The organism is Pseudomonas sp. D47, assembly GCF_045447305.1.
Taxonomy (GTDB): domain Bacteria; phylum Pseudomonadota; class Gammaproteobacteria; order Pseudomonadales; family Pseudomonadaceae; genus Aquipseudomonas.
Genome location: NZ_JBJGXU010000037.1, coordinates 1 through 20339 on the forward strand (window position 1 = coordinate 1; position 20339 = coordinate 20339).

The 20339-nt window shown below is 57.8% G+C and carries 18 protein-coding genes; 14 read left to right on the top strand and 4 right to left on the bottom strand.

The annotated features are described in order from the left end of the window. The 3 genes from ACI77I_RS21340 to ACI77I_RS21350 all read right to left on the bottom strand — a co-directional run. Positions 1–1337 (bottom strand): hypothetical protein (locus ACI77I_RS21340; RefSeq protein ID WP_406998328.1); only part of this gene is annotated, 1337 nt, incomplete at its 3' end. Between the two features lie 420 nt (positions 1338–1757). Beyond that, positions 1758–3128: a heavy metal sensor histidine kinase gene (locus tag ACI77I_RS21345; protein WP_406998352.1), complete on the bottom strand. Its 1371-nt coding sequence runs from the start codon at positions 3126–3128 to the stop codon at positions 1758–1760. Further along, positions 3125–3796, bottom strand: a complete 672-nt coding sequence (locus tag ACI77I_RS21350) for a heavy metal response regulator transcription factor (RefSeq protein ID WP_242149427.1) — start codon at positions 3794–3796, stop codon at positions 3125–3127. The genes ACI77I_RS21345 and ACI77I_RS21350 overlap by 4 nt, the downstream gene beginning before the upstream one ends. Before the next feature lie 146 nt (positions 3797–3942). Here ACI77I_RS21350 and ACI77I_RS21355 point away from each other — a divergent pair, with 146 nt between their 5' ends. The 6 genes from ACI77I_RS21355 (at position 3943) to ACI77I_RS21380 (ending at position 7711) form a co-directional block, all read left to right on the top strand. Further along, positions 3943–4446, top strand: coding sequence for a GlcG/HbpS family heme-binding protein (locus ACI77I_RS21355; RefSeq protein ID WP_406998329.1), 504 nt, complete (start codon positions 3943–3945; stop codon positions 4444–4446). A 10-nt stretch (positions 4447–4456) separates the two neighbouring features. Then, positions 4457–4867, top strand: coding sequence for a hydroxyisourate hydrolase (gene uraH / locus ACI77I_RS21360; RefSeq protein ID WP_094951073.1), 411 nt, complete (start codon positions 4457–4459; stop codon positions 4865–4867). 389 nt (positions 4868–5256) lie between these two features. Next, a complete protein-coding gene (locus ACI77I_RS21365; RefSeq protein ID WP_242149422.1) occupies positions 5257–5721 on the top strand; it encodes a thiol-disulfide oxidoreductase DCC family protein in 465 nt (154 codons plus the stop codon). A 154-nt stretch (positions 5722–5875) separates the two neighbouring features. Continuing rightward, positions 5876–6436: a GTP cyclohydrolase I FolE gene (folE, locus tag ACI77I_RS21370; protein ID WP_094951071.1), complete on the top strand. Its 561-nt coding sequence runs from the start codon at positions 5876–5878 to the stop codon at positions 6434–6436. A gap of 36 nt (positions 6437–6472) precedes the next feature. Next, positions 6473–7183, top strand: coding sequence for an SDR family NAD(P)-dependent oxidoreductase (locus ACI77I_RS21375; RefSeq protein ID WP_406998330.1), 711 nt, complete (start codon positions 6473–6475; stop codon positions 7181–7183). 69 nt (positions 7184–7252) lie between these two features. Further along, entirely contained in the window at positions 7253–7711 is a 459-nt protein-coding gene (locus ACI77I_RS21380) for a PAS domain-containing protein (protein WP_263275110.1), read from the top strand. Between the two features lie 50 nt (positions 7712–7761). On the opposite strand, the gene ACI77I_RS21385 is transcribed toward ACI77I_RS21380, so the two are convergent. Beyond that, the gene (locus ACI77I_RS21385; protein ID WP_406998331.1) at positions 7762–8070 is read right to left on the bottom strand and encodes a hypothetical protein; all 309 of its coding nucleotides are present in this window, start codon (positions 8068–8070) and stop codon (positions 7762–7764) included. Positions 8071–8283: 213 nt separating this feature from the next. Here ACI77I_RS21385 and tssA point away from each other — a divergent pair, with 213 nt between their 5' ends. The 8 genes from tssA to ACI77I_RS21425 all read left to right on the top strand — a co-directional run bounded on the left by tssA (position 8284) and on the right by ACI77I_RS21425 (position 20335). Then, the gene (gene tssA / locus ACI77I_RS21390) at positions 8284–9816 is read left to right on the top strand and encodes a type VI secretion system protein TssA (protein WP_263272782.1); all 1533 of its coding nucleotides are present in this window, start codon (positions 8284–8286) and stop codon (positions 9814–9816) included. 53 nt (positions 9817–9869) lie between these two features. After that, on the top strand, positions 9870–10367 hold the full coding sequence (gene tssB, locus ACI77I_RS21395; RefSeq protein ID WP_083358409.1) for a type VI secretion system contractile sheath small subunit: 498 nt from the start codon (positions 9870–9872) through the stop codon (positions 10365–10367). 40 nt (positions 10368–10407) lie between these two features. Next, positions 10408–11859, top strand: a complete 1452-nt coding sequence (gene tssC / locus ACI77I_RS21400) for a type VI secretion system contractile sheath large subunit (RefSeq protein WP_371917680.1) — start codon at positions 10408–10410, stop codon at positions 11857–11859. 82 nt (positions 11860–11941) lie between these two features. Further along, positions 11942–12361 carry a type VI secretion system baseplate subunit TssE gene (gene tssE / locus ACI77I_RS21405; RefSeq protein WP_176462936.1) on the top strand — a complete coding sequence of 140 codons (420 nt, stop codon included), beginning with the start codon at positions 11942–11944 and terminating at the stop codon, positions 12359–12361. Between the two features lie 7 nt (positions 12362–12368). Next, the gene (gene tssF, locus ACI77I_RS21410; RefSeq protein WP_406998332.1) at positions 12369–14081 is read left to right on the top strand and encodes a type VI secretion system baseplate subunit TssF; all 1713 of its coding nucleotides are present in this window, start codon (positions 12369–12371) and stop codon (positions 14079–14081) included. Further along, the gene (gene tssG / locus ACI77I_RS21415; protein ID WP_263272776.1) at positions 14078–15058 is read left to right on the top strand and encodes a type VI secretion system baseplate subunit TssG; all 981 of its coding nucleotides are present in this window, start codon (positions 14078–14080) and stop codon (positions 15056–15058) included. Before tssF ends, tssG begins: the two co-directional genes overlap by 4 nt. Next, positions 15055–17676 (top strand): type VI secretion system ATPase TssH, encoded by a 2622-nt coding sequence (gene tssH, locus ACI77I_RS21420; protein ID WP_406998333.1) that lies wholly within the window; start codon positions 15055–15057, stop codon positions 17674–17676. The genes tssG and tssH overlap by 4 nt, the downstream gene beginning before the upstream one ends. 91 nt (positions 17677–17767) lie before the next feature. Next, a complete protein-coding gene (locus ACI77I_RS21425; RefSeq protein ID WP_406998334.1) occupies positions 17768–20335 on the top strand; it encodes a type VI secretion system Vgr family protein in 2568 nt (855 codons plus the stop codon). Positions 20336–20339 lie beyond the last annotated feature (4 nt).

Below are 20339 nucleotides of genomic sequence, written 5' to 3' on the forward strand. Positions count from 1 at the left end.
TTTATGAAATGCCGGTCACTTTCAGGGAGCGTCGATAGAAGAATCATCTGTTTGAGGAATTCTATGATTTGCGGCTCACCGATATCGTTGTGGTTCTTGATCAAGTCACCGCTCACGCTCACGTTCATATAGGGATTTCTATCTCCCAACTGAGTGCGCTCTAGAGTGAGGCCCGCAATCGTTAACCGTGTACTCGGTTGTCCACCGGCTGCCCAGGCTTTCATAAGGGGTTGTGTATCGGGATGACCAGGCGCTGCCTTATACAACTCATGGGTGATGTAGGGCTGGTAATGCCCGACAGTCGTGAGGTTCTTCTTGTCCCAACCATCTCTCTCGAACACCGTGTTAAAGCGTCGGCCCAAAGGAAATAATACTCCGGTGGCATCGTCCGCCTTAGAGGTGAGGATCACTTCTACTGGCAACTGCTGCGCGGGGAACCAAGTGCGGCGGGAAACGATATCGTGCAAGCCTGAGTAGCGTTGGGCTTCAAATGCCGGATTAATCAGCACCACTAGGTTGCCGAATCCCTCTACGTCCAGCTGACAGCCGTAGTCGCCCCCCTTTGTGCGTATGGCACGGTCCTCAAGGATCTGCCCAATGGACGACTGCACCACCAGCCCACCAAAGCTGTGCCCGATGACAACCAGTTTGGTTTGACTGGTTATATCCTGTCCTGCGGCGATATGTTTTCCGCAGCGGTTTTCCTCAGTGGACTGGGTATTCCCGGCGCCGCTTTTACTCTTGGCTTCGAATGCAGCATCGCGGGCCTTGCTGTCCTGGGTACGCTTGATTAGTTCTATTCGGCTGAGCAGTTCAGTCACTTCCCCGTGGCCTACCTTCTCTGCAGTATTTTTGCGATCCCAGAAGGTCACGTTATTAATCGGACCTAGCGCCAGAGAGTCACCTCGCCAACCGACATAAACGCCGGCGACCTCCCTGGCAGGTCGTCCAGAGGCAGCCTCTGCCACCGCTAGGTTAGCCAACACGGTACGGAACGTGTTGATATTGCCATCTCCCTCCTCTGACGAGTGGTGCCAGCCATGGACGAAAACCACTATCAGTAAGTCCTTGGCGGCGGCCTCAGTATTCAGTTGATTGATCACGGCCTCCATCCCCTGACGCTGCCACAGATCGCCCTGATCGTTAAATTCGACAAAGCCTAGAAGATAGTCACCTGGAGAGGCGCTGGTGCCGGCGTGCCATTGCAGAGTTGCCTTCGAGCAATCCGCCTTATTTGTTGCACATAACGTGTTCTCAGTTCGATACGGCATATACGGTGCGCAGGCCCCAAGGACCATGACTAGGCACAGAGTGGCGGCAGCGGCGATAGGCTTCATTGGCAGCTCCTGTATCGGCGGTAATACTGTAGAAGAAGCACAGGCTCCCGAAAGTACCGTCGTGTTCGGCCAGTCTTGCCAAAGTCGACAAGTCACTCACTTGGTTATATTCAAGAGCGCTCATTTTCTCAGGCACTGGCCACTTCCATTACTTGGCTTTGGATTCAACGATAGAAGCAACGGATATCCAAGATTAGTGTTTTTTGCGATATACATAAGTCCAGATCAGCACGATCTGTAGCGCGTACATGAGCTACGTACAGAACTTTTTCGAGTCTAAGCGTGGGGCGCGCCTACGCGTTCCAACACTCATCACCTGAACTTAACAGGGTTGCATCCCATGCCTTTACAGGTAGATGAGCTTTTCGAATAGATCCTAAGGTTCTGCCAGTTGTCTAGCGACAGTGACTACAAGACCACTCAATCTTTTCGAATAGGAAACTCCAAGCGAAAGCGCGTTCCTGATTGACTGCTATCTACGGTCACCCGGCCGCCATGCAGGTGCATGATTGAGCGAACGATCGCTAACCCCAAGCCACCAGAATCGTCCGGCTGATTGCGTGACGGGTCGCACCGGTAAAAGCGTTCAAACAGTCGAGGTAGATGTTGCGCTGAAATCGGCTGGCCTTGGTTGTGCACAGTGACTTCAATCCTGTCCTCACACATCACACTGCTAATCGTCACGGGCGCAGCGCGAGCCCCATAACGCAGTGCGTTGGCGAGCAGGTTAGCCAATGCTCGACGGATCAAGGCCGGGTCAGCCCGCAACTGATCATGGGCTTGATTGATTAGCGTGACATCACGCTCTTGCGCCACGCCTTCAAAATACTCACACAGTTGCCCTACTAGATCGTGCAGGTTGATGAACTCATCACTTACAGATGCATGCGACTGCTCAGTACGCGCGAGAAACAGCATGCTGTCGATCATTCGCGCTAGACGCTCATACTCTTCCTGATTGGAAACCAACAGGTTCTGATAGTCCTCGATTGAACGACCATACCTCAGGGATTGTTGGGTATGCCCCATCAGGTTAGTGAGCGGGGTACGCATCTCATGGGCGAGGTCCTCTGAGAATCGTGATAGCTGGGCGAACCCGTCTTCAAGGCGTGCAAGCATCTTATTAAGCGCTTGGCTGAGCGCTTGCAGTTCACTCAGTTCGTTGAACTCATCCAGCCGCAGATGCAGATGGTGTACATCAATTGCGGCAGCGAGCTTTGCCAGCAGGCGCACAGGTCGTAAGCCTCGCTGACTGACCCACCCGCCGAGCACAAAAGCCAGCAGCGCGCCGAGGGACATCGCGAGCCAAAGCTTGAGTCGGTAAGCGCCCAGCATCTGCTCGCGCTCACTCAACAACTTGCCAGCGATCAGGGTCAAGCCGCGACCACCCTGCATGACATGCTGCCAGGCAAACCGCACCGACACTGAAGAGTGGCCGTCACCGAGCTGAGCCTGGGCTGCGGCAGGTAACTTGGGCAAGCTCATGCTTACGGGGTTGATCTCGATCAGCACCTGGCCAGTGTCATCGACAATCCACAGCAGATTGTCGCGATTGCCCAGCATGTTTTCGTAGAGCTTGGACCGATTTCTGAGTTGCTCGATGCTGACACTGTCGTTGATCAACGCCTGCATGCGCTCCAGGCGCCCAAGCAGGGCCTGGTCATCGCGCCATGCGATTTCTCGCTGTAACGACTGATATAGATAGAAACCAATGGTGCCCAGCAGCAGCGCACTGACTAACGCGAACATGACCGCCAGGCGCAAGCTCAGGGCACGCGGAAACAGGTTCAGGATTGCACCTCAAGCATGTAGCCGATGCCACGCACGGTGTGTATCAATTTAAGCGGGTAAGGATCGTCAACCTTGGCGCGCAGTCGTCGGATGGCGACATCGACCACATTGGTATCACTGTCGAAGTTCATCTGCCAGATCTGTGAGGCAATCAACGAGCGCGATAGCACCTCCCCTTCCCGACTGAGTAGCAGGTGCAACAGGGCAAATTCCTTGTTGGTCAGGGTCAGGCGTTCACCCTGACGCGTAACCTTACGTCGCAACAGATCCAGGCTCAGGTCTGCAACCAAGAACTGCTCGACCTCACGGGGCGGCCCCCTGCGCAGCAGGGTACGTACGCGTGCCAACAACTCGGCATAGGAAAAAGGCTTGACCAGGTAATCATCGGCCCCTGACTCAAGCCCCTTGACCCGATCCTCCACAGAGTCCCTCGCGGTAAGAAAAAGCACCGGGGTTTGCCACTTGCGACGAATAATTTGAAGCAATTGCCATCCGTCCAGGCCCGGCAGCATGACGTCCAGAATGATCAAGTCGAACTCACTTTCCTGCGCCAGATACTGGCCCTCCAGGCCATCCAAGGCGACCTCAACCACGTAGCCCGATTCAGTCAGGGCTTTACGGAGGTAATCCGCTGTTTTCGCTTCATCTTCAACGACCAAGATACGCATCTTTTCCTCCCAAACAGGCGCATAGGCTAGCGCGCCCGACCGATTTGGCACATTACATCTTGGTAATCATGAGGCAATCATTCTGACGGAATGCACGGGTCATCATGTCTGGCGATGACTCAGCCAGACAAAACAAAGGAAAAAGCATGCGTATAAGCCTATCGACCTCATTGCTGATGTCACTCGCAATGAGCTCTGCGCTCGCCGTTGCAGCCCCGGACAAAGTTGTGCAGCGCAACGACGTGTCACTGGCAATGGCCAATGATTTGCTAAATGCCGCGCTGGCCGCTTGTCATGCCGATGGGCGTACAGGTGTGGCTGCAATTGTCGACCGTGGAGGCAATTTAGTCGCCCTGCAGCGCGACGATAACGTTGGCCCACATAACACATTAGCCGCCCAACGTAAGGCCTATACCGCCCTATCGACCAAGACGCCAACACGACTATTGGCAGAGCGTGCTCGCAGTACACCCGATGCTGAAAACCTCAACACCCTGGATGAGCTATTGCTGCTGGGCGGCGGAGTGCCGTTGTTGTTTGAAGGGCAAGTCATTGGCGCTATCGGAGTGGCCGGTGCCGGCGGGGCAGCATTCGATGAAGGTTGCGCATTAGTCGCGATCAACAAAATTTTACCTGCTGTTAAAAACTAAGGACATCATCATGACTGTATTAAAAGCGCTCTTCGCTGGCGTTGTATTGAGTGTCGTCTCGTCACTGGCATCAGCGGCAGCAAACCCGCTCAGCGTGCATGTACTCAACTTACAAGATGGTTTGCCGTCGCCGGGTGTCAATGTCACGTTGGAAAAACAGGACGGCAAGCGCTGGGACATGCTCAACAACGCTGCGACAAACGAGCAAGGTCGTATTCCCGGGCTGTACCCCGATGGCCAGGCTCTGGAGAAAGGCACCTACCGTGTCACCTTCAAAACCGGTGAGTGGTTCAAAGCTCACAAAATCTCAAGTTTCTTTCCGGAGGTACCGGTCATTTTTGAGGTAGACGGTACCCTTGCGCACTACCACATCCCATTGCTGCTCAGCCCCTACGGTTTCTCTACCTACAGAGGGAATTGAGTTTCTACCAGACACAGAGACAAGGCCGCCCCTGATTTCATGGGCGGCATTTCTGCTTAATTATTTTGCATCACCCTCTTGACCGTGACCTGCATCGCACCGTTGGACCCATTCACGTCGTAGCTGATGATTTCAGCCCTTCGCCGCGAACCTTAATGGGCCTGGCCAACGCCATCACGCCCCGCTTTGCTGATAATCGCCGGTTGGGAGCGCCCCCTGAACGTAAACACCTTCGCATAGCTTGCCGCCACGAACCTTGATATCGAAGGCACCGCCGATCCCTTCACAAAACTGGGATTACCGTCCGAAGCGCGGTGAAAGAACAGTGCCCATTGTCAGTCTGTTTATTTCGGCATATCTTGTGTAAAACTTATACAAGGTCATGGTCGATGTACAATAAAATGAATTGGCCGCTGACGCTGTACTTTGACGGTGAATGCCCGCTGTGTGCGCGCGAAATCAAGCTCCTGCGCGGACATGCCGTAAAGGATCGACTGCTTTTTGTGGACATCAGCAGCGGTGCATTCGACGCCAAGGCACTTGGGTTTACGTTCGAGCACATGCAGTCCTCGCTGCACGCCCGTTTTGCTGATGGACGCTGGGTAACCGGTCTGGACGCCACCCTTTGGAGCTGGCGAGCTGCCGGTTTGGGTTTTTGGGCAACGCCACTGACGTGGCGTGCATTGCGCCCGTTGTTTGAGTTCGGCTATCGCCTCTTCTGCCGCTTACGTCCCCATTTGGCGTGGTTACCTCACCCAGATAGTGGCCGTCGCTGTCTCGATAACCGTTGCGCGGTGCCGGCGCCCAAACCCGCGTCAGACGGGCAGCCCACGTTGAAAAAAAAGCAGCCCTAGAAAGCCTCGCCTTGTCATGGCCCCGACAAAAAGCCTGGGTCATGGCTGATCTGGCGAACCCTGTGTTATCTGCGTCAGATCGTGCGCAGCAGATACTCTCCCACCGCCAAGGATTGCCGACACATCAAGCGCAGCAAGGCTGCGAGGAATAAAGATGAACCCATCATTAGCCGAACATTACCGTGAAATTCTCGTCGGCGTAGGCGAGAACCCTGAGCGTGAAGGACTGCTGGACACACCCAAGCGCGCAGCCAAAGCGATGCAGTACCTGTGCAATGGCTACACAATGAATCTGGAGGAAGTGATCAATGGCGCATTGTTCGAATCGCAAAACGATGAAATGGTCATCGTGCGCGACATTGAACTGTATTCATTGTGTGAGCATCACATGCTGCCCTTCATCGGCAAGGCTCATGTAGCGTACATCCCCACCGGAAGGGTACTGGGCCTGTCAAAGGTGGCCCGAGTGGTGGATATGTTCGCCCGTCGCCTACAGATCCAGGAAAACCTTACCAAACAAATTGCCGACGCCATTCAGCACATCACCGATGCCGCCGGCGTGGCGGTGGTCATTGAGGCGAAGCACATGTGCATGATGATGCGGGGCGTGGAGAAACAAAATTCGGTGATGACCTCATCGGTAATGCTGGGCGCCTTTCGCGAGTCCTCCGCTACGCGTCACGAGTTCCTGCAACTGATAGGACGACTGGGTTAACACCAACAAATCGCATCAGACCGCAGGAGAGCCTAGATGAACAGTCCCTTCAAAATGAACTCCCTTGGTGAGGGCTACCGTGCCCTCGTGATAGGCGCCAGCGGGGCGCTCGGCTCGGCTTTTTGTGAGTTGCTCAATCAGGACCCGCAGTGTGCGTCTGTGCGTGAGTTGGGGCGCAACAGTGTTCCATGCCTCGATTTGGAGGATGCCGACAGTATCGCCAGAGCGGCAGCCGAATTGACTGAAGAAGCACCGTATCAGTTGATCTTACATGCCGCAGGTCTGCTCCATCGCGACGAAATAAAGCCTGAAAAAAGTTACTCCGCGATTGATGCCGATGCGTTGCAGTCGGTATTTCAAGTCAACACGTTTGGGCCTGCTCTGGTTTTGCGTCACTTCCTGCCCTTGCTGGACGCTCATGGCGCAATGGCGATACTTTCTGCCAAGGTAGGCAGCATCGGCGATAACCGCTTGGGCGGCTGGTACGCCTATCGTGCCTCCAAGGCAGCACTGAACATGCTGATTAAAACGGCTGCCATCGAACTGGCAAGAACGCGGCCTCAGACCCGCTTGTTGAGTCTTCATCCCGGCACCGTCATTTCTGGCCTGTCACACCCCTTTCGTGGTGCCTCTGCAGCCAGGCCGGCCAGCATTGCTGCCCATGAGTTGTTATCTCTGATTGACCGCTTGGCGCCTGCCGACAGCGGTAATTTCTTCGCTTATAACGGAGAGCGCCTTCCCTGGTAGCCGGGCTGAAAAACGCTCAAAACGCCCAAGTTGCCCTAGAATGATATGAAACTCACCGGGGCCCTGAAAATGATAGACGCAGAACTGCTAAAACTGATGGTTGAAACCTCGGATGACGGTATCGTAATTGCCGAGCAGGAAGGCGATGAGAACATCCTGATCTACGCTAACCCCGCCTTCGAACGCCTGACGGGCTACAGCATTGACGAAATTCTGTATCAGGACTGTCGCTTCCTGCAGGGTGATGACCGAGACCAAGCGGGCTTGGCCGTTATCCGCGAGGCAATAAAGATGCATCAGCCTTGCCGGCAAATCATCCGCAACTATCGTAAGGACGGTAGTGCTTTCTGGAATGAGCTGTCGATTACTCCAGTATTCAACGACGCGGATCAACTTACCTACTACATCGGCATCCAGAAGGACGTTAGCGTCGAATTTCAGACTGGCCAGCGCGTGCGCGAACTAGAAGCAGAAATCGCAAGCTTAAAAGCTCAACTGGCTCAATCGCAATGCGAACCCGGACGCTGATCACGCTTGAATGGCGGCCTGAATGAATACTCAATTCACCTCAGCAACCGCTATTGCTCGGGGAATGGCAGTGGCGCATCCCCATCACGGCGCACGGTAAAAACATTGAGTGTCATCGCCACAAATGCGTAGTAACCGTAGACACCTATCAACTCGACTACAGCAGGTTCGTCAAACGTACTGACGGCGTCGGCGTACAGCGCATCATCAACACGACGATACTCATAGATCGCCTTCCCAAGACGATAAACGATAGGTTCGTCATCTCGCTGGAACGCGGGCAAAACCTGCTGTTTGAGAGATTCGATTTCGCGCTGAAACGATTGATCATCTAAAACCAGAACACTGGGTGTGCACATCTTGCCCACTCCTCGCTAATGACGTTAAGTCAAAACTCTGGCGACTCGACATCACCGCACGTACACCAAGCTCTCCCGCACTTTCAGGTCTTTACCTGATGGGACAACTCCACCCCGCCCCCTATTTTACTGCCTTGCCGTCCAGTTCCAGGCGCTTTGCGCCAGGAGCCTCGGGCGACTCTTTCTAGCAGGCGGTGGGAGGCACACGAACCGATGCACAGTGATCAGCAACAGAACGGCTCTTCGCCTAGCAGCGGGCAACCTCTGAAAAGTGACAGTTTGCGCGACAGCGCCATGTTTGCAGCGGCACAGGCCGAAATCGATAAGCTCAATAATATTCACGCGGTTGAACCCGTGGATTGGCAGCGGTTGTCGACGCTCTGTGAGCTTGTTCTCAACAACGAAGGCAAGGACCTGCGGGTTGCCATTTGGCTGTTGTGTGCATGGACCAAGTTGCGTGCAATGGCAGGACTCTGCGCGGGTGTGCACCTGCTTAAGGAGATCGTGTGCCTGCATTGGGACGCCGTGACGCCACCCTCTTCGCGTTTGCGCGCTCGGCGTAATCACGCCCAATGGCTGATCGAGTGGTTGGACAAGACCTTGGTAGAACCTTTCAAACCGCTGGACAGGCTGGCGGCTGAGCGCCTGATCAGCGATTGGGATGCAATCGATGCGTTATGGCGTATGAAGGACGACCAAGCGCCCAGCTTTGCCAAATTGCGTCGTCGCCTGGAACAAATACCCTGTGTTGAGGCGCAGGCGCCCCAACAAGTCACAGTGCAGCCAGCTCAAGAGCCCGAGGTTGCTGACGTCCCAATCAGTGCCCTCCCCGCACTGGCCGCGTCGGACGTAACCTTATTGGACAGCGGTGACGCTATCAACACCATCGACAGCAGTGTCGAGAAGGTGTTCGAGTTGCTGGGCCCGGTGCAGTCCCACTGCATGGATCAGTTTCCCCTACTGCCGTTGGCCTATCGGCTGAATCGTCAGGCGGCGTGGATCACGCTCGACGAGCTGCCTCCCAGCCAGGGGCAGGCAACTCGCCTGCCAGCTCCGCCGCTCACGCTGCGAGACAGTGTCCTGCGTTTGCAGAGCAGCGCGAAGCCGTTGGAGGTGGTGCGCTTTTGCGAAGCTCGGCTCAGCAGTTATCCGTTTTGGCTCGACCTGAATCGCGTCAGTCACGCAGCGCTTGTGAAGGCTGGGGCCAGTGCTGCTGCCAGAGCCTTGGCGCTGGAGGTGCAAGGGCTGGCGGCCCGACTTCCGGGAGTGGTCGAGTTGACCTTCGCTGACGGTACGCCGTTTGCCGATGGCCCCACCCGGGCGTGGCTGGAAAGCCTGGCGCCGTCTACCCCCGTGGTGCCCGCAAACGATCGCATTGAGGCCTGTATAGACGCCGCGCGACACATGGCCAATGAGGGGCGGCTTAACGATGGCTTAGCCGAGCTTCAGCGCTGCATTACCTACACCGCCAGTGCGCGCGACCGTTACAGGCTGCGCGCCTCGCAGTGCGTACTGGTTTATCGGTACGACCCACACCCGGATCTGTGCATTGCGTTGGAGGGGCTGCTGGCGCAGGCCGACGAGCTCAACCTGGAGCAATGGGAGCCGGAACTGATCAAGCCACTGCTGCAAATGATGCTTGAGCACAGCGCCTCGCTTGAATGGTCCCGGCGCTTGTCGCGCCTCGATCTCGACGGCTTCTGGCGCAAGCGCTGTGGGCAACGTGCGGATTGCGCCAACGACTGAACCCGTGACAAGACGCGACCGCGTGTGCGAGTCGCCCACTGAGGAGAAACACCATGGCAAGTGACGGTTCTGTCGCGCCTAAAGAGCGCGTCAATATTGTCTACAAACCGGCGACAGGCGATGCCCAGGAGCAGGTCGAGCTGCCGCTCAAACAACTGGTCATTGGTGACTTCACCCTGCGTGAAGACGACACCCCTGTCGAAGAACTCAAGCCTATTCGGGTCGACAAGGACAACTTCACCGACGTGCTCAAAGGCCAGAACCTGCATCTGCAAATGTCCATCGCCAACTGCCTCTCGGAAGACGCTGCGCCGGATGAACGCCTGGCGGTGAATCTGACGTTCGAGTCGATTCGTGACTTTGAGCCGGATGCGCTGGTGGAACAGGTACCGGAACTCAACCAATTGATTGCCCTACGCGACGCACTTAAAGCTTTAAAAGGCCCATTGGGCAATGTGCCCGACTTTCGCAAGGCGCTACAGGCGTTGATCGAGGACGAAGGTGCACGTGCCCGCTTGCTCGGTGAGCTGGGCGTTGAGGAAAAGGAGTAGAGCCATGACTCAAGAAGACACCCAGACCCCGGCCGCGCAAATGCCAGCCACGCAACAGCCAGGCTCGCTGCTGGATCAATTGATCGAAACAGCCCGCATAAAGCCCGGCGACGAAGCCTACTCCGTGACTCGCCAAGGTTTGGAGGCGTTTGTCGCACAACTGCTTGAGCCCAGTCGCGCGGTTGAAAAAGTCAGCGCCAACCTGATCGACGACATGATTGCTGCGCTGGACGCCAAGCTGTGCCGTCAGGTCGACGCAATCTTGCACGATGAGCGTTTTCAAAAACTTGAGTCGTCATGGCGCTCGTTGAAATTCTTGGTTGATCGCACTGATTTTCGTGAAAACAACCGCCTGGAAATGCTCAGTGTGGCCAAGCAAAAACTCCTCGATGACTTTGAAGATGCGCCGGAAATCACCCGCTCGGGCCTGTACAAGGCGGTCTACAGCGCGGAGTTCGGGCAGTTCGGCGGCCAGCCGTTCGGCGCCATTATCGGCAATTTCGAGTTCAGCCCTGGCTCGCAGGACATCAAGCTGTTGCAGTCCATCGCGTCGGTATCAGCCATGTCGCACGCGCCATTTATTGCAGCAGCAAGCCCGCAATTCTTTGGTGTCGACAGCTTCTCCCAACTGCCCAACCTGAAAGACCTGCAGGCGGTTTTCGAGGGGCCGCAGTTCACTAAGTGGAATGCGTTTCGCGAGAGTGAAGACTCGCGATTCGTAGGCTTGACCTTGCCGCACTTCTTGCTGCGTACGCCTTACGGAGAAGAGACGGTGCCGGTACGCAAGTTCCGGTACAACGAAAACGTCACGGCCAGCAACCGCGACTTCCTGTGGGGTAATGCGGCCTTCGCGTTTGCCAGCCGATTGTCCGACAGCTTCGCGCAGTATCGATGGTGTGCCAACGTCATCGGCCCGCAAGGTGGCGGTACGGTCAGCGACTTACCGATCTACAACTACGAAGCGATGGGTGAGGTGCAGACCAAGATCCCCACCGATGTGCTGATCTCCGAGCGACGCGAATTCGAGCTGGCCGAGCAGGGTTTTATTGCGCTGACCATGCGCAAAAACACCGACAACGCCGCGTTCTTCTCCGCCAACTCTTGCCAGAAGCCCAAATACTTCGGCAATGACAAAGAAGGCAAGGATGCGGAGTTGAACTACAAGCTCGGCACGCAGCTGCCTTACATCTTCGTGGTCAGCCGCCTGGCTCACTACATCAAGGTGATCCAGCGCGAAAACATTGGTGCCTGGAAAGAGCGCGGCGACTTGGAGTCAGAACTCAACGGCTGGATCCGTCAATACGTCGCCGACATGGACAACCCAGCCGTGGGCGTGCGTAGCCGCCGGCCATTGCGTCAGGCGCAAATCAGCGTCAACGACGTCGACGGCGACCCGGGCTGGTACCGGGTCAGCCTCAAGGTCCGGCCGCATTTCAAGTACATGGGTGCCTCGTTCACCTTGTCGTTGGTCGGCAAGCTAGACAAGAGCTGAAGGCCCGCTGTTGCGCACGCTGCGGTCATTCGCCCTGACGATGGCCGCACCCTTTGAATGATGAGTTTATGAGGCCTCGGTGATGAAAGAAAAACGCCTGCTGGAACGCATTGGCGCCCTGCAGTTGGGCAGCGAACGCTCCCACCTGACCCAGGCTCAAGTGCTGCTGGACTCACTGATGGCGCATCTGAGTCGAATCCTCAACACGCGCCAAGGCAGCGTGCCGATAGACCCGGAATTCGGTGTGCCCGACTTCACTAACCTGGCCGGCAGTTTCGCCACTGGAGAAACCACGCAAATCATCGAGCACATGACACGCATGGTTGCGCGTTACGAGCCCCGCCTGAAATCCCCCTGCATCACGCTGGCGGAACACGGTCGCGAGGTACTGTCGTTGCGCTTCATGCTCGATGGACTGGTGGCGATCGATAATCGCGACATCCCCATTCACCTGTCGACCCTCGTCTCCTGCGACGGGCGTGTCTCGCTGTCGATGCGCTAGGTGGACCATGCAGAACATCTACTATCAGAGTGAACTGAATAACCTGCGGCATTTGGCCGATGAGTTTGCGCAGCGCAACCCTGCCTTGGCGCCCTTGCTCGGCAACGGCTCGGCCAGCGATCCAGATGTAGAACGTCTGCTCGAGGGTGTGGCCTTTCTCACGGGCATGGTGCGTCAGCGACTGGACGATGAGTTTCCCGAATTTGTCCAGGAGCTGGCGCAGTTGCTCTATCCGCAGTACTTGCAGCCGCTGCCGTGCATGACGCTGTTGCAGTTCGCGCCGCGTACGCCGCTCTCGCAGACCCTGCCTATCGACAGCGGATGCGAAGTGGCTTCCGTACCCATTGACGGCCATCGCGTGCGCTTTCGTAGCACAATGCCGGTCGACCTTGAGCCCGTCACACTCACCGGTGCGCGCTGGGACGGCGGTACCGCAGAGGGCCGCAGCCTGGTGCTGGACCTCGCGCTGACAGTCGCGCCCAATGACCTGAACACCGACAGCCTGACCTTCTACCTGGGGGACCCCTTCAGCGAAGCCTGCGCCCTCCTCCGCCTCCTGGACCAGCATGTGCGGGAAATACGCATCCAGGGTGAAGGCCTGCCGATGACGTTGCTGCCGGCAAGCTACATCCAACCCTGTGGATTTGATCGCGAGCACGCGCTGCTGCCCTATCCGGACGCCGCGCACCCTGCCTACCGTGGCTTGCAGGAATACTTCGCGCTGCCGGAGAAGTTCCTGTTTGTGCGCTTGAGCGGTTTGCAGCGCTGGCGCAACCGAGGCGAGCGCACGCGCATGAGCATCAAACTGGTGTTCGACAAGGTGCCTTCTTGGGCGCCGCCAATAACCGAAAACAGCTTCATGCTCGGGGTAACACCGGCGGTCAACCTGTTCACCCAGGACGCGTACCCGCTGCGGGTCGATCATCGGCAAGCCGAATATCGCATCCAGCCTTCGAACCAGCCCCAGCGCCAGCGCTTACGTATTCACTCGGTGCTGAGTGTCAGTGCTTACTCGGGAACCGGCAACGAAAAAACCTTGAAACCCTTTCACACCATTTACCAGCGCGATGCGTTCAACCTGCGTATACGTCAAGCCAGCAATGACATACGTGACTACGAGCACTTTATCAGCCTGCCGTATGCCGACCGCAAACCCCCGGAAGACCTCACCCTGTCGATTTCGCTCCTGTGCACCGACGGCCCAGCGCCGGAAAGCTTGCATCCCGGAGACCTCAACCAACCGATGGATAACACACCGGCACGCGTCACCCTGCGCAACATTCGCGGGATAACCGCCAGCCATCCGCCCAAATATCAGGACCCGTTGCTCTGGCGCATGCTGTCCCAGTTGAACGCCAACCACTTTAAGCTGCTGGATGCCGATTACCTCAAGAGCCTGCTCAAACTCTACCTCCCAAGTGCGGATGAAAGTGGGCAAGACGCCAATAACCGGCGCATCAATGGCATCGAAAAAGTCCTGGCCACTCAGGAGCGGCGCTTCATCAATGGCCTGCCCATCGAAGGTACGGTGGTCCATTTGCAGTGCCGCGGCGACCACTTCCTTGGGCCTGGCGGGCTCTACCTGTTTGGCGTAGTGCTTGATGAGTTCTTCGCAGGCTGTGTGGCGCTCAACAGCTTCGTGGCACTCAAGCTGTATGACAGTGTGAACCAAGAGACACTCTCATGGCCGGCGAAAATCGGTCGGCAACGCCTGCTATGACTCAGGATCCCCTGCTGGCCAAAGGTCGCGACTATGCTTTTTTCCAGGCATTGCGCTTGCTGCGCCTGCGCTTCCCAAACGATGAGGCCTTCAGCGATGGCGTGCGAATACGCCCAGACTTGGGCTTGGGGTTCCCCGAGTGCGACGTTTTAGCCATCGACCAAGACCCCAGTGGGCGCTACCACCTGCAAGCCAGCTTCTTTGGCCTGTATGGCGTGACGTCGCCGCTGCCGACGTTCTATACCGAAGACTTGATCGACGAGCAGTTACAAGGCCATAGCGCCGGCCGCGACTTTCTCGACATATTGCACGCCGCGCTGTACCCGCTGCTGTTTCGTGCCTGGGAAAAGCATCGCCTGTGGATGGCGATTGGCGAGCGGCGTGACCTTGGGCGCCTGAACCTAGTGCGCTCGCTGATTGGCCTGGCAGACGCCGACCCGCAGTGGCGCCAGCAGGCGCCGCAATTATTGCGCTACGCCGGCATTTTCAACCAGTTCCCACGCTCTGCACTGGGTTTGGAGCAACTGCTGCGCAGCACGCTGGACGGCGACCCCGTAGAGGTCGTGCCCTGTGTGCTGAGCCATGTGCCGATTGATGACCAGTCCCGCTGCCGGTTGGGTATGCAGGGCAATGTGCTGGGCCAAGACAGCCTGCTGGGGCAACAGGTCAGTGACCGCAGCAGCACCTTGGATATCCGTATCGGCCCACTGGACGCCTTGCGTTTTCACCTGCTGATGCCAGGTGCCACGCTCTACAAACGTATCGAACGATTAACTGCGTTGTACCTGCATACCCCGGTCAACTGTCGACTGGTATTGAGCCTCAAGCCCGCACAACAGGGTGGCACCCGTTTGGGGGACGGCTGGCACCGCCTGGGTACCAACACTTGGCTCGGCCACACGGTCAATCAGGGCAAGGCGGTATTCATGCTGGCCGGGACGCAGAGTCAGAGCGCCCAACCGAGGAGCGAAAAATGATCCAGGTAGAACTCAAACCGCTGTTTGCAAGGCTCAACAGCTTCAGTAGTCAAGCACTGGAGAATGGCGCCGGCATGACGCTGGCGCGCGGGCATTACGAGATTACCCTCGAACATTTCCTGCACCCGTTGCTGCAAGACCCACAGGCCGATGTTGCGCTGATTCTGGCGTATTTCGAGGTGGACGCCTTGCGCCTGTCAGCTCAGATTGACGATAGCCTGGCGCAGTTCAAGCAGGGGAACCCTGGACGCCCGGTGTTTTCACCGCTGCTGACCGAATGGGTGCAAGACGCCTGGATCGCGGCATCGCTGATTGTCGGCAGCCCTTGCATCCGTACCGGAACGTTGCTGCTCGCGTTGATTACGCGCCTGGGCTACTACACGGCGGGGACCCGCTACGGCGAACTGCTCAAGGGTATTTCACGCGAGCGCCTGAGTAATGCGTTTGCCGATATCGTCGCGGGTTCCAGCGAAGGCCCATTAGCGCAGCTGCAAAGTGCGTCGCTGGCCGGCGGCGCGTCTGACGCCGGCGCCGGGGTCAATCGCGAAGACACCCTTGCACGCTTCTGCGAAGACCTTACCGCCAAGGCTGCCAGTGGTGGCATTGACCCGGTGTTCGGGCGCGACCAGGAAATTCGCCAGATGGTCGATATCCTCGCCCGGCGCCGCAAGAACAATCCCATTGTGGTCGGCGAGCCCGGCGTCGGTAAATCCGCCGTGGTCGAGGGCCTGGCACTGGCGATCCACCAAGGCGATGTGCCGGACTTTTTGCGCACGACTCGGTTGCTGAGTCTTGATATGGGTTTGCTGGAGGCCGGTGCCAGTGTCAAAGGTGAGTTTGAGCGTCGCTTGCGTGCCGTTATCGACGCGGTTAAGGCGTCCACCGTGCCGATCATTTTATTTATCGATGAAGCCCACATGCTGATTGGTGCCGGTGGGGCCAGCGGTGGTTCTGACGCCGCCAACCTGCTCAAGCCTGCGCTGGCCCGGGGGGAGCTGCGCACTATCGCCGCGACCACTTGGAGCGAGTACAAGAAGTACTTCGAAAAAGACCCTGCCCTCGCCCGCCGCTTCCAGGTGGTCAAGCTGGACGAACCGAGCGTGGCCACCGCTGTGCTGATTCTGCGGGGCCTCAAATCGCACTATGAAACAGTCCATGGCGTAAGCGTTCGCGATGATGCCATGATCGCCGCCGCCGAACTCTCCGACCGTTATATCACCGGTCGCTTATTGCCCGACAAAGCTGTGGATTTGTTAGACACGGCCAGTGCGCGCGTGCGTATTGGCCTGGACACGCGGCCCGCCGAGCTGGAACGCCTCGAGCGGCAGCAGGCGGCCTTGTCGCGTGAGCGCGAGGCCCTGGAACGCGATCGAAACCATGGCCATCCCGTAGACCCAGGGCGCGTACAGGCCATTGAACAAACACTGACTGAACTGGTTGTGGCGTACCAAGCGCTGGAAGTCCGCTGGCACGCTGAGCGTGCTGCGGCGTATCGCGTGCTTGAGCTGCGCGCACAGGGGCCACTCGTTAACGGCGCCGGCGCGGCATTGACCGAGGCCAGTGACAGGCTCAAGCACTTGCAAGGTGACGACCCACTGCTGTTTACAGAGGTCAACCCTGACGCCATCGCCAACGTTGTATCCGACTGGACCGGCATTCCCCTGGGCAAGGTTCTACGTGACAGCGCTGGCGGCGTAATGGCGCTGGCGGACAACATAAAAACCCGCATTCATGGCCAGGATGCTGCCGTCCAGAGCCTTTGCGACATATTGAAGGCGGCGCAGTCGGGCCTTCGCGATCCGCAACAACCATTAGGCGTGTTCCTGCTTGTGGGCCCTTCCGGTGTCGGCAAAACTGAAACCGCACTCGCAGTGGCCGATCACTTGTTTGGCGGTGAGCATGCGCTGACGACCCTCGCCATGAGCGAGTTTCAGGAAAAGCATACCGTGAGCCGCCTGGTAGGCTCGCCGCCAGGCTATGTGGGGTATGGCGAAGGCGGTGTGCTGACCGAAGCCGTGCGCCGCCGCCCCTACTCGGTGGTGCTGCTCGACGAAGTCGAAAAGGCTCATCTGGAGGTGGTCAACCTGTTTTATCAGGTATTTGACAAGGGCAGCCTGTGCGACGGTGAAGGGCGGCACATCGACTTCAGCAACACCGTGATATTTCTCACCAGCAACTTGGCGAGCGATGAAATCAGCGCGTTGTGCGCCGGCGATCGCCCGAGTGCCGACGCGCTTGTGGAGCGCATCCGACCCACGCTGTCGTTGCATTTCAAACCAGCGTTGCTGGCCCGCATGACCATCGTCCCCTACTTCACCCTGCAAGCTGAGCACCTAGTGAGCATTGTCGACTTGAAACTTGCGCGACTGGCTGCGCGCCTGCTGTCGTCGGCCAAAGTGCGCCTAAGCTTCAGCGCGTCGGTAGCCCGCACCCTGGCCGAGCGCTGCACGAGTGGGCAAAACGGCGCGCGCAACATCGACTTCATCCTGCGCACCAGCCTTACACCGCGGCTGTCGGACGTGCTGCTGGCGGCGTTGGCCGAACAGCGCGTACTCGCCGCCATCACGGTCGATGTGAACGTCAACGGTGAGTGGCTGATCGAGTCCGTGGCCAACTGAACAATCAGGTCTTTACCCGAGCGCTAAAAAAACGAGCCCGCCCTACAGTGGCCCCGTGACTCGATTGCGCAGGTAACCAGGAGTTCAGACCATGACATCGACCGAGCTACCACTGTGCACGTTCCAAAGTGACGCGCTCGCCCTCGAACATCTGCTGGTCGCCAGCTGGCAGGGTGAAGATCTGTTATCGCGGCCGTATCGCTTCGAGGTGGTACTGGCGTCACTGGCTCCGTTGCTGAACGAAGACGCCATGCTCGGCGTTCCCGCACACCTGACGCTGTTTGACACCTTGGGCGCGGCGCATCCGTACCATGGCATCGTAACGTCGGTGGAGGTGCTGGACGCCGACGAGCTCTACCACTATTGCCGCGTGGTACTGGAGCCACGCATGAGCCGCTTGCGCCTGCAACGCTTCAGCGAAATCTGGCTGGATAAAAATCTGCCGGAGTTGGTGCGTGACATTCTCAAGCATGCCGACCTGACGCATGAAGGTCAGGGCTCGGACAGCACCAGCACGCAGGTCTTCGATTTCGACCTGCGCTTGCGGGACGACGACATTCCTCATACCCAAGCCAGCTTTACCTGCCAATACGAAGAGTCGAGTTTCGACTTTCTCTCTCGCCTGTTGGAATACAGCGGCTGCTACTACTTCTTCGAACAACAGGCTGAACAGGAAGCGCTGATCATTTGCAGTGACCGCAGCGCCCAACCCAGGTCCATGCTGCCGGTGCGCTACCGCCCCTTGGACACCGCGCTGAACAATGATCTGCAAGCGGTCGCCCACAGCTTCATTCGTCGTACCGTGGTGCAGCCGGCGCACGTGGTGCTGCAAGACTTCTCCGCCAGCAACGCACAACGGTCGTTGCACAGCACCGCACCCGTGGCGGCCGGCTGCGTCGCCGGCAACGACCAGGCACCGGGGCCATCACCCGCGTTCAGCGGTGAATACGGTGTGTATGGCGAGCATTTTGGCAGTAACGATCAGGGTCTCTGGCTGGCGCAACGTCGCGCCCAGGCGTTGGGTTGCCGGCATCGGCTGTTTCAGGGCAGCGGTCATGTTGTCGGCCTTCGATCGGGTCGCTGCATGGCACTCACCGGCCATACCCACCCGGGTATGAATGCGGTCTACCAAGTGCTTGAGGTGCACCACAGCGGTCATCAACCTCTGCCTGCGACAAGCGACGATAAAGCACCCCGCGATACCCTGGTGCGCTTTGTGGTGATCCCCGCCGAGGTGCAGTTCCGACCACGCCTGGATACCCAAAAGCCCAACGTCGTCGGCGTGCTCAGCGCCGTGGTGGATGGCGACGACTGCGGCAAGCCGCTGCTCAACCAGCACGGTTGCTATAAAGTCCGCTTCCCGTTTATTCGCCATCAAAAGCCTGGCACGCGAGGCTCGGCGTGGCTGCGCATGGCGTCGATGTCTGCCGGCTCCAGCCATGGCATGCACTTTCCGCTGCTCAAAGGCAGCGAAGTGCTGGTGTCATTCCTTGGCGGCGACCCGGACCGGCCGATTATTGTCGGCAGCGTGCCGAATTCGGAAAACCCCAACCGGGTCAATGAAAAAAACGCCACCCAGAGTGGGCTGTCCACGGCGGGCGGGCACTTTCTGGCGATTGACGACCAACCTGGCGCTGCTCACATGCAAATGGGCGCGCCTGGCGGCAGCACCACCTTGACCTTGGGCAATGGCGAAATCGCTGGCGCACAACTGCGTACCAACGCGCATTTACACTTGACTTCGTCTTCGCTCCACCACGAGGTGCCCGGCGTATATTCAATGTCCATGGGCACCGGTGAGCCACCGCCAGCCAGTGGCAGCGGCCCAGAACCGGATACCGCTGAGCCGGCGCAGCCACCCGAGCCAAAAAAACCGCTGGGCAACCTCAACACAGGTAGCCATTGGGGTGGCCCGAGCTGGCTCAACCTCGGGGCCAAGGCCGACTACAGCAACGCACCTACATTCTCGGCCGCACTCAAGACCGCTACCGTCCAGTCGGACGCCAGCTTTGGCGCACTCAAGCTCAGCCTCACTGGGCAAGCAACCTCTGTGGCCATGAATACGTCAGGCGTCAGCGCTTCAATGTCGTTTAACGGGATTGACTACACCTATTCGACGACCAAGAAAGACTGCTCGAAAGTATCCGATCAAAGCGTGCTGATCACCCGCCTGCAAAGCTCGGTTACCCAACTGCGCGGGGACCTGCGGGATGTCGAAGTCAAGACCTATAACATGGCCGCAAACGAATCAATCACTCTGGTCTGTGGGGACAACTCCATCGAGATGAATGCCTTGGGTGTTCGGATTGTCGCTGGCCACATCCTGACCCTCAAAGGTGACACGGTCATCGAGGGAAATGCCTTCGTCAACGGCAACCTGACTGTCCACGGCAAAACCACGACTGAAACCGCAACGGTCTCGCGCACACTCAGCGTAGACACTGCCAGTGTGAATACCCTCAATGCTGACGCAGCGACGTTCAGCACGCCCTATATCCCACCTGTTCCTCTGGAAGTGCAGGCCCGGGCCGCGGAAAAACAAGCCGAGTTCGACGCCCTGTCACAAACAGTCAAGGGCTTGACGGAAAGTCTCAATATGGTCGCCAACCTGGCACTCGAACCGGTGGAAAAATTCAGCCCGCTGGACTTGCCAGTCTGACGAA

Coding starts and splice junctions, on each gene's coding strand:
- ACI77I_RS21355 (WP_406998329.1), top strand. CDS start 3,943: ATGCGTATAAGCCTATCGACCTCATTGCTGATGTCACTCGCAATGAGC.
- ACI77I_RS21385 (WP_406998331.1), bottom strand. CDS start 8,070: ATGTGCACACCCAGTGTTCTGGTTTTAGATGATCAATCGTTTCAGCGC.
- ACI77I_RS21380 (WP_263275110.1), top strand. CDS start 7,253: ATGATAGACGCAGAACTGCTAAAACTGATGGTTGAAACCTCGGATGAC.
- tssA (WP_263272782.1), top strand. CDS start 8,284: ATGCACAGTGATCAGCAACAGAACGGCTCTTCGCCTAGCAGCGGGCAA.
- ACI77I_RS21350 (WP_242149427.1), bottom strand. CDS start 3,796: ATGCGTATCTTGGTCGTTGAAGATGAAGCGAAAACAGCGGATTACCTC.
- tssB (WP_083358409.1), top strand. CDS start 9,870: ATGGCAAGTGACGGTTCTGTCGCGCCTAAAGAGCGCGTCAATATTGTC.
- ACI77I_RS21365 (WP_242149422.1), top strand. CDS start 5,257: ATGTACAATAAAATGAATTGGCCGCTGACGCTGTACTTTGACGGTGAA.
- tssG (WP_263272776.1), top strand. CDS start 14,078: ATGACTCAGGATCCCCTGCTGGCCAAAGGTCGCGACTATGCTTTTTTC.
- ACI77I_RS21425 (WP_406998334.1), top strand. CDS start 17,768: ATGACATCGACCGAGCTACCACTGTGCACGTTCCAAAGTGACGCGCTC.
- tssE (WP_176462936.1), top strand. CDS start 11,942: ATGAAAGAAAAACGCCTGCTGGAACGCATTGGCGCCCTGCAGTTGGGC.
- uraH (WP_094951073.1), top strand. CDS start 4,457: ATGACTGTATTAAAAGCGCTCTTCGCTGGCGTTGTATTGAGTGTCGTC.
- tssF (WP_406998332.1), top strand. CDS start 12,369: ATGCAGAACATCTACTATCAGAGTGAACTGAATAACCTGCGGCATTTG.
- tssC (WP_371917680.1), top strand. CDS start 10,408: ATGCCAGCCACGCAACAGCCAGGCTCGCTGCTGGATCAATTGATCGAA.
- tssH (WP_406998333.1), top strand. CDS start 15,055: ATGATCCAGGTAGAACTCAAACCGCTGTTTGCAAGGCTCAACAGCTTC.
- folE (WP_094951071.1), top strand. CDS start 5,876: ATGAACCCATCATTAGCCGAACATTACCGTGAAATTCTCGTCGGCGTA.
- ACI77I_RS21375 (WP_406998330.1), top strand. CDS start 6,473: ATGAACAGTCCCTTCAAAATGAACTCCCTTGGTGAGGGCTACCGTGCC.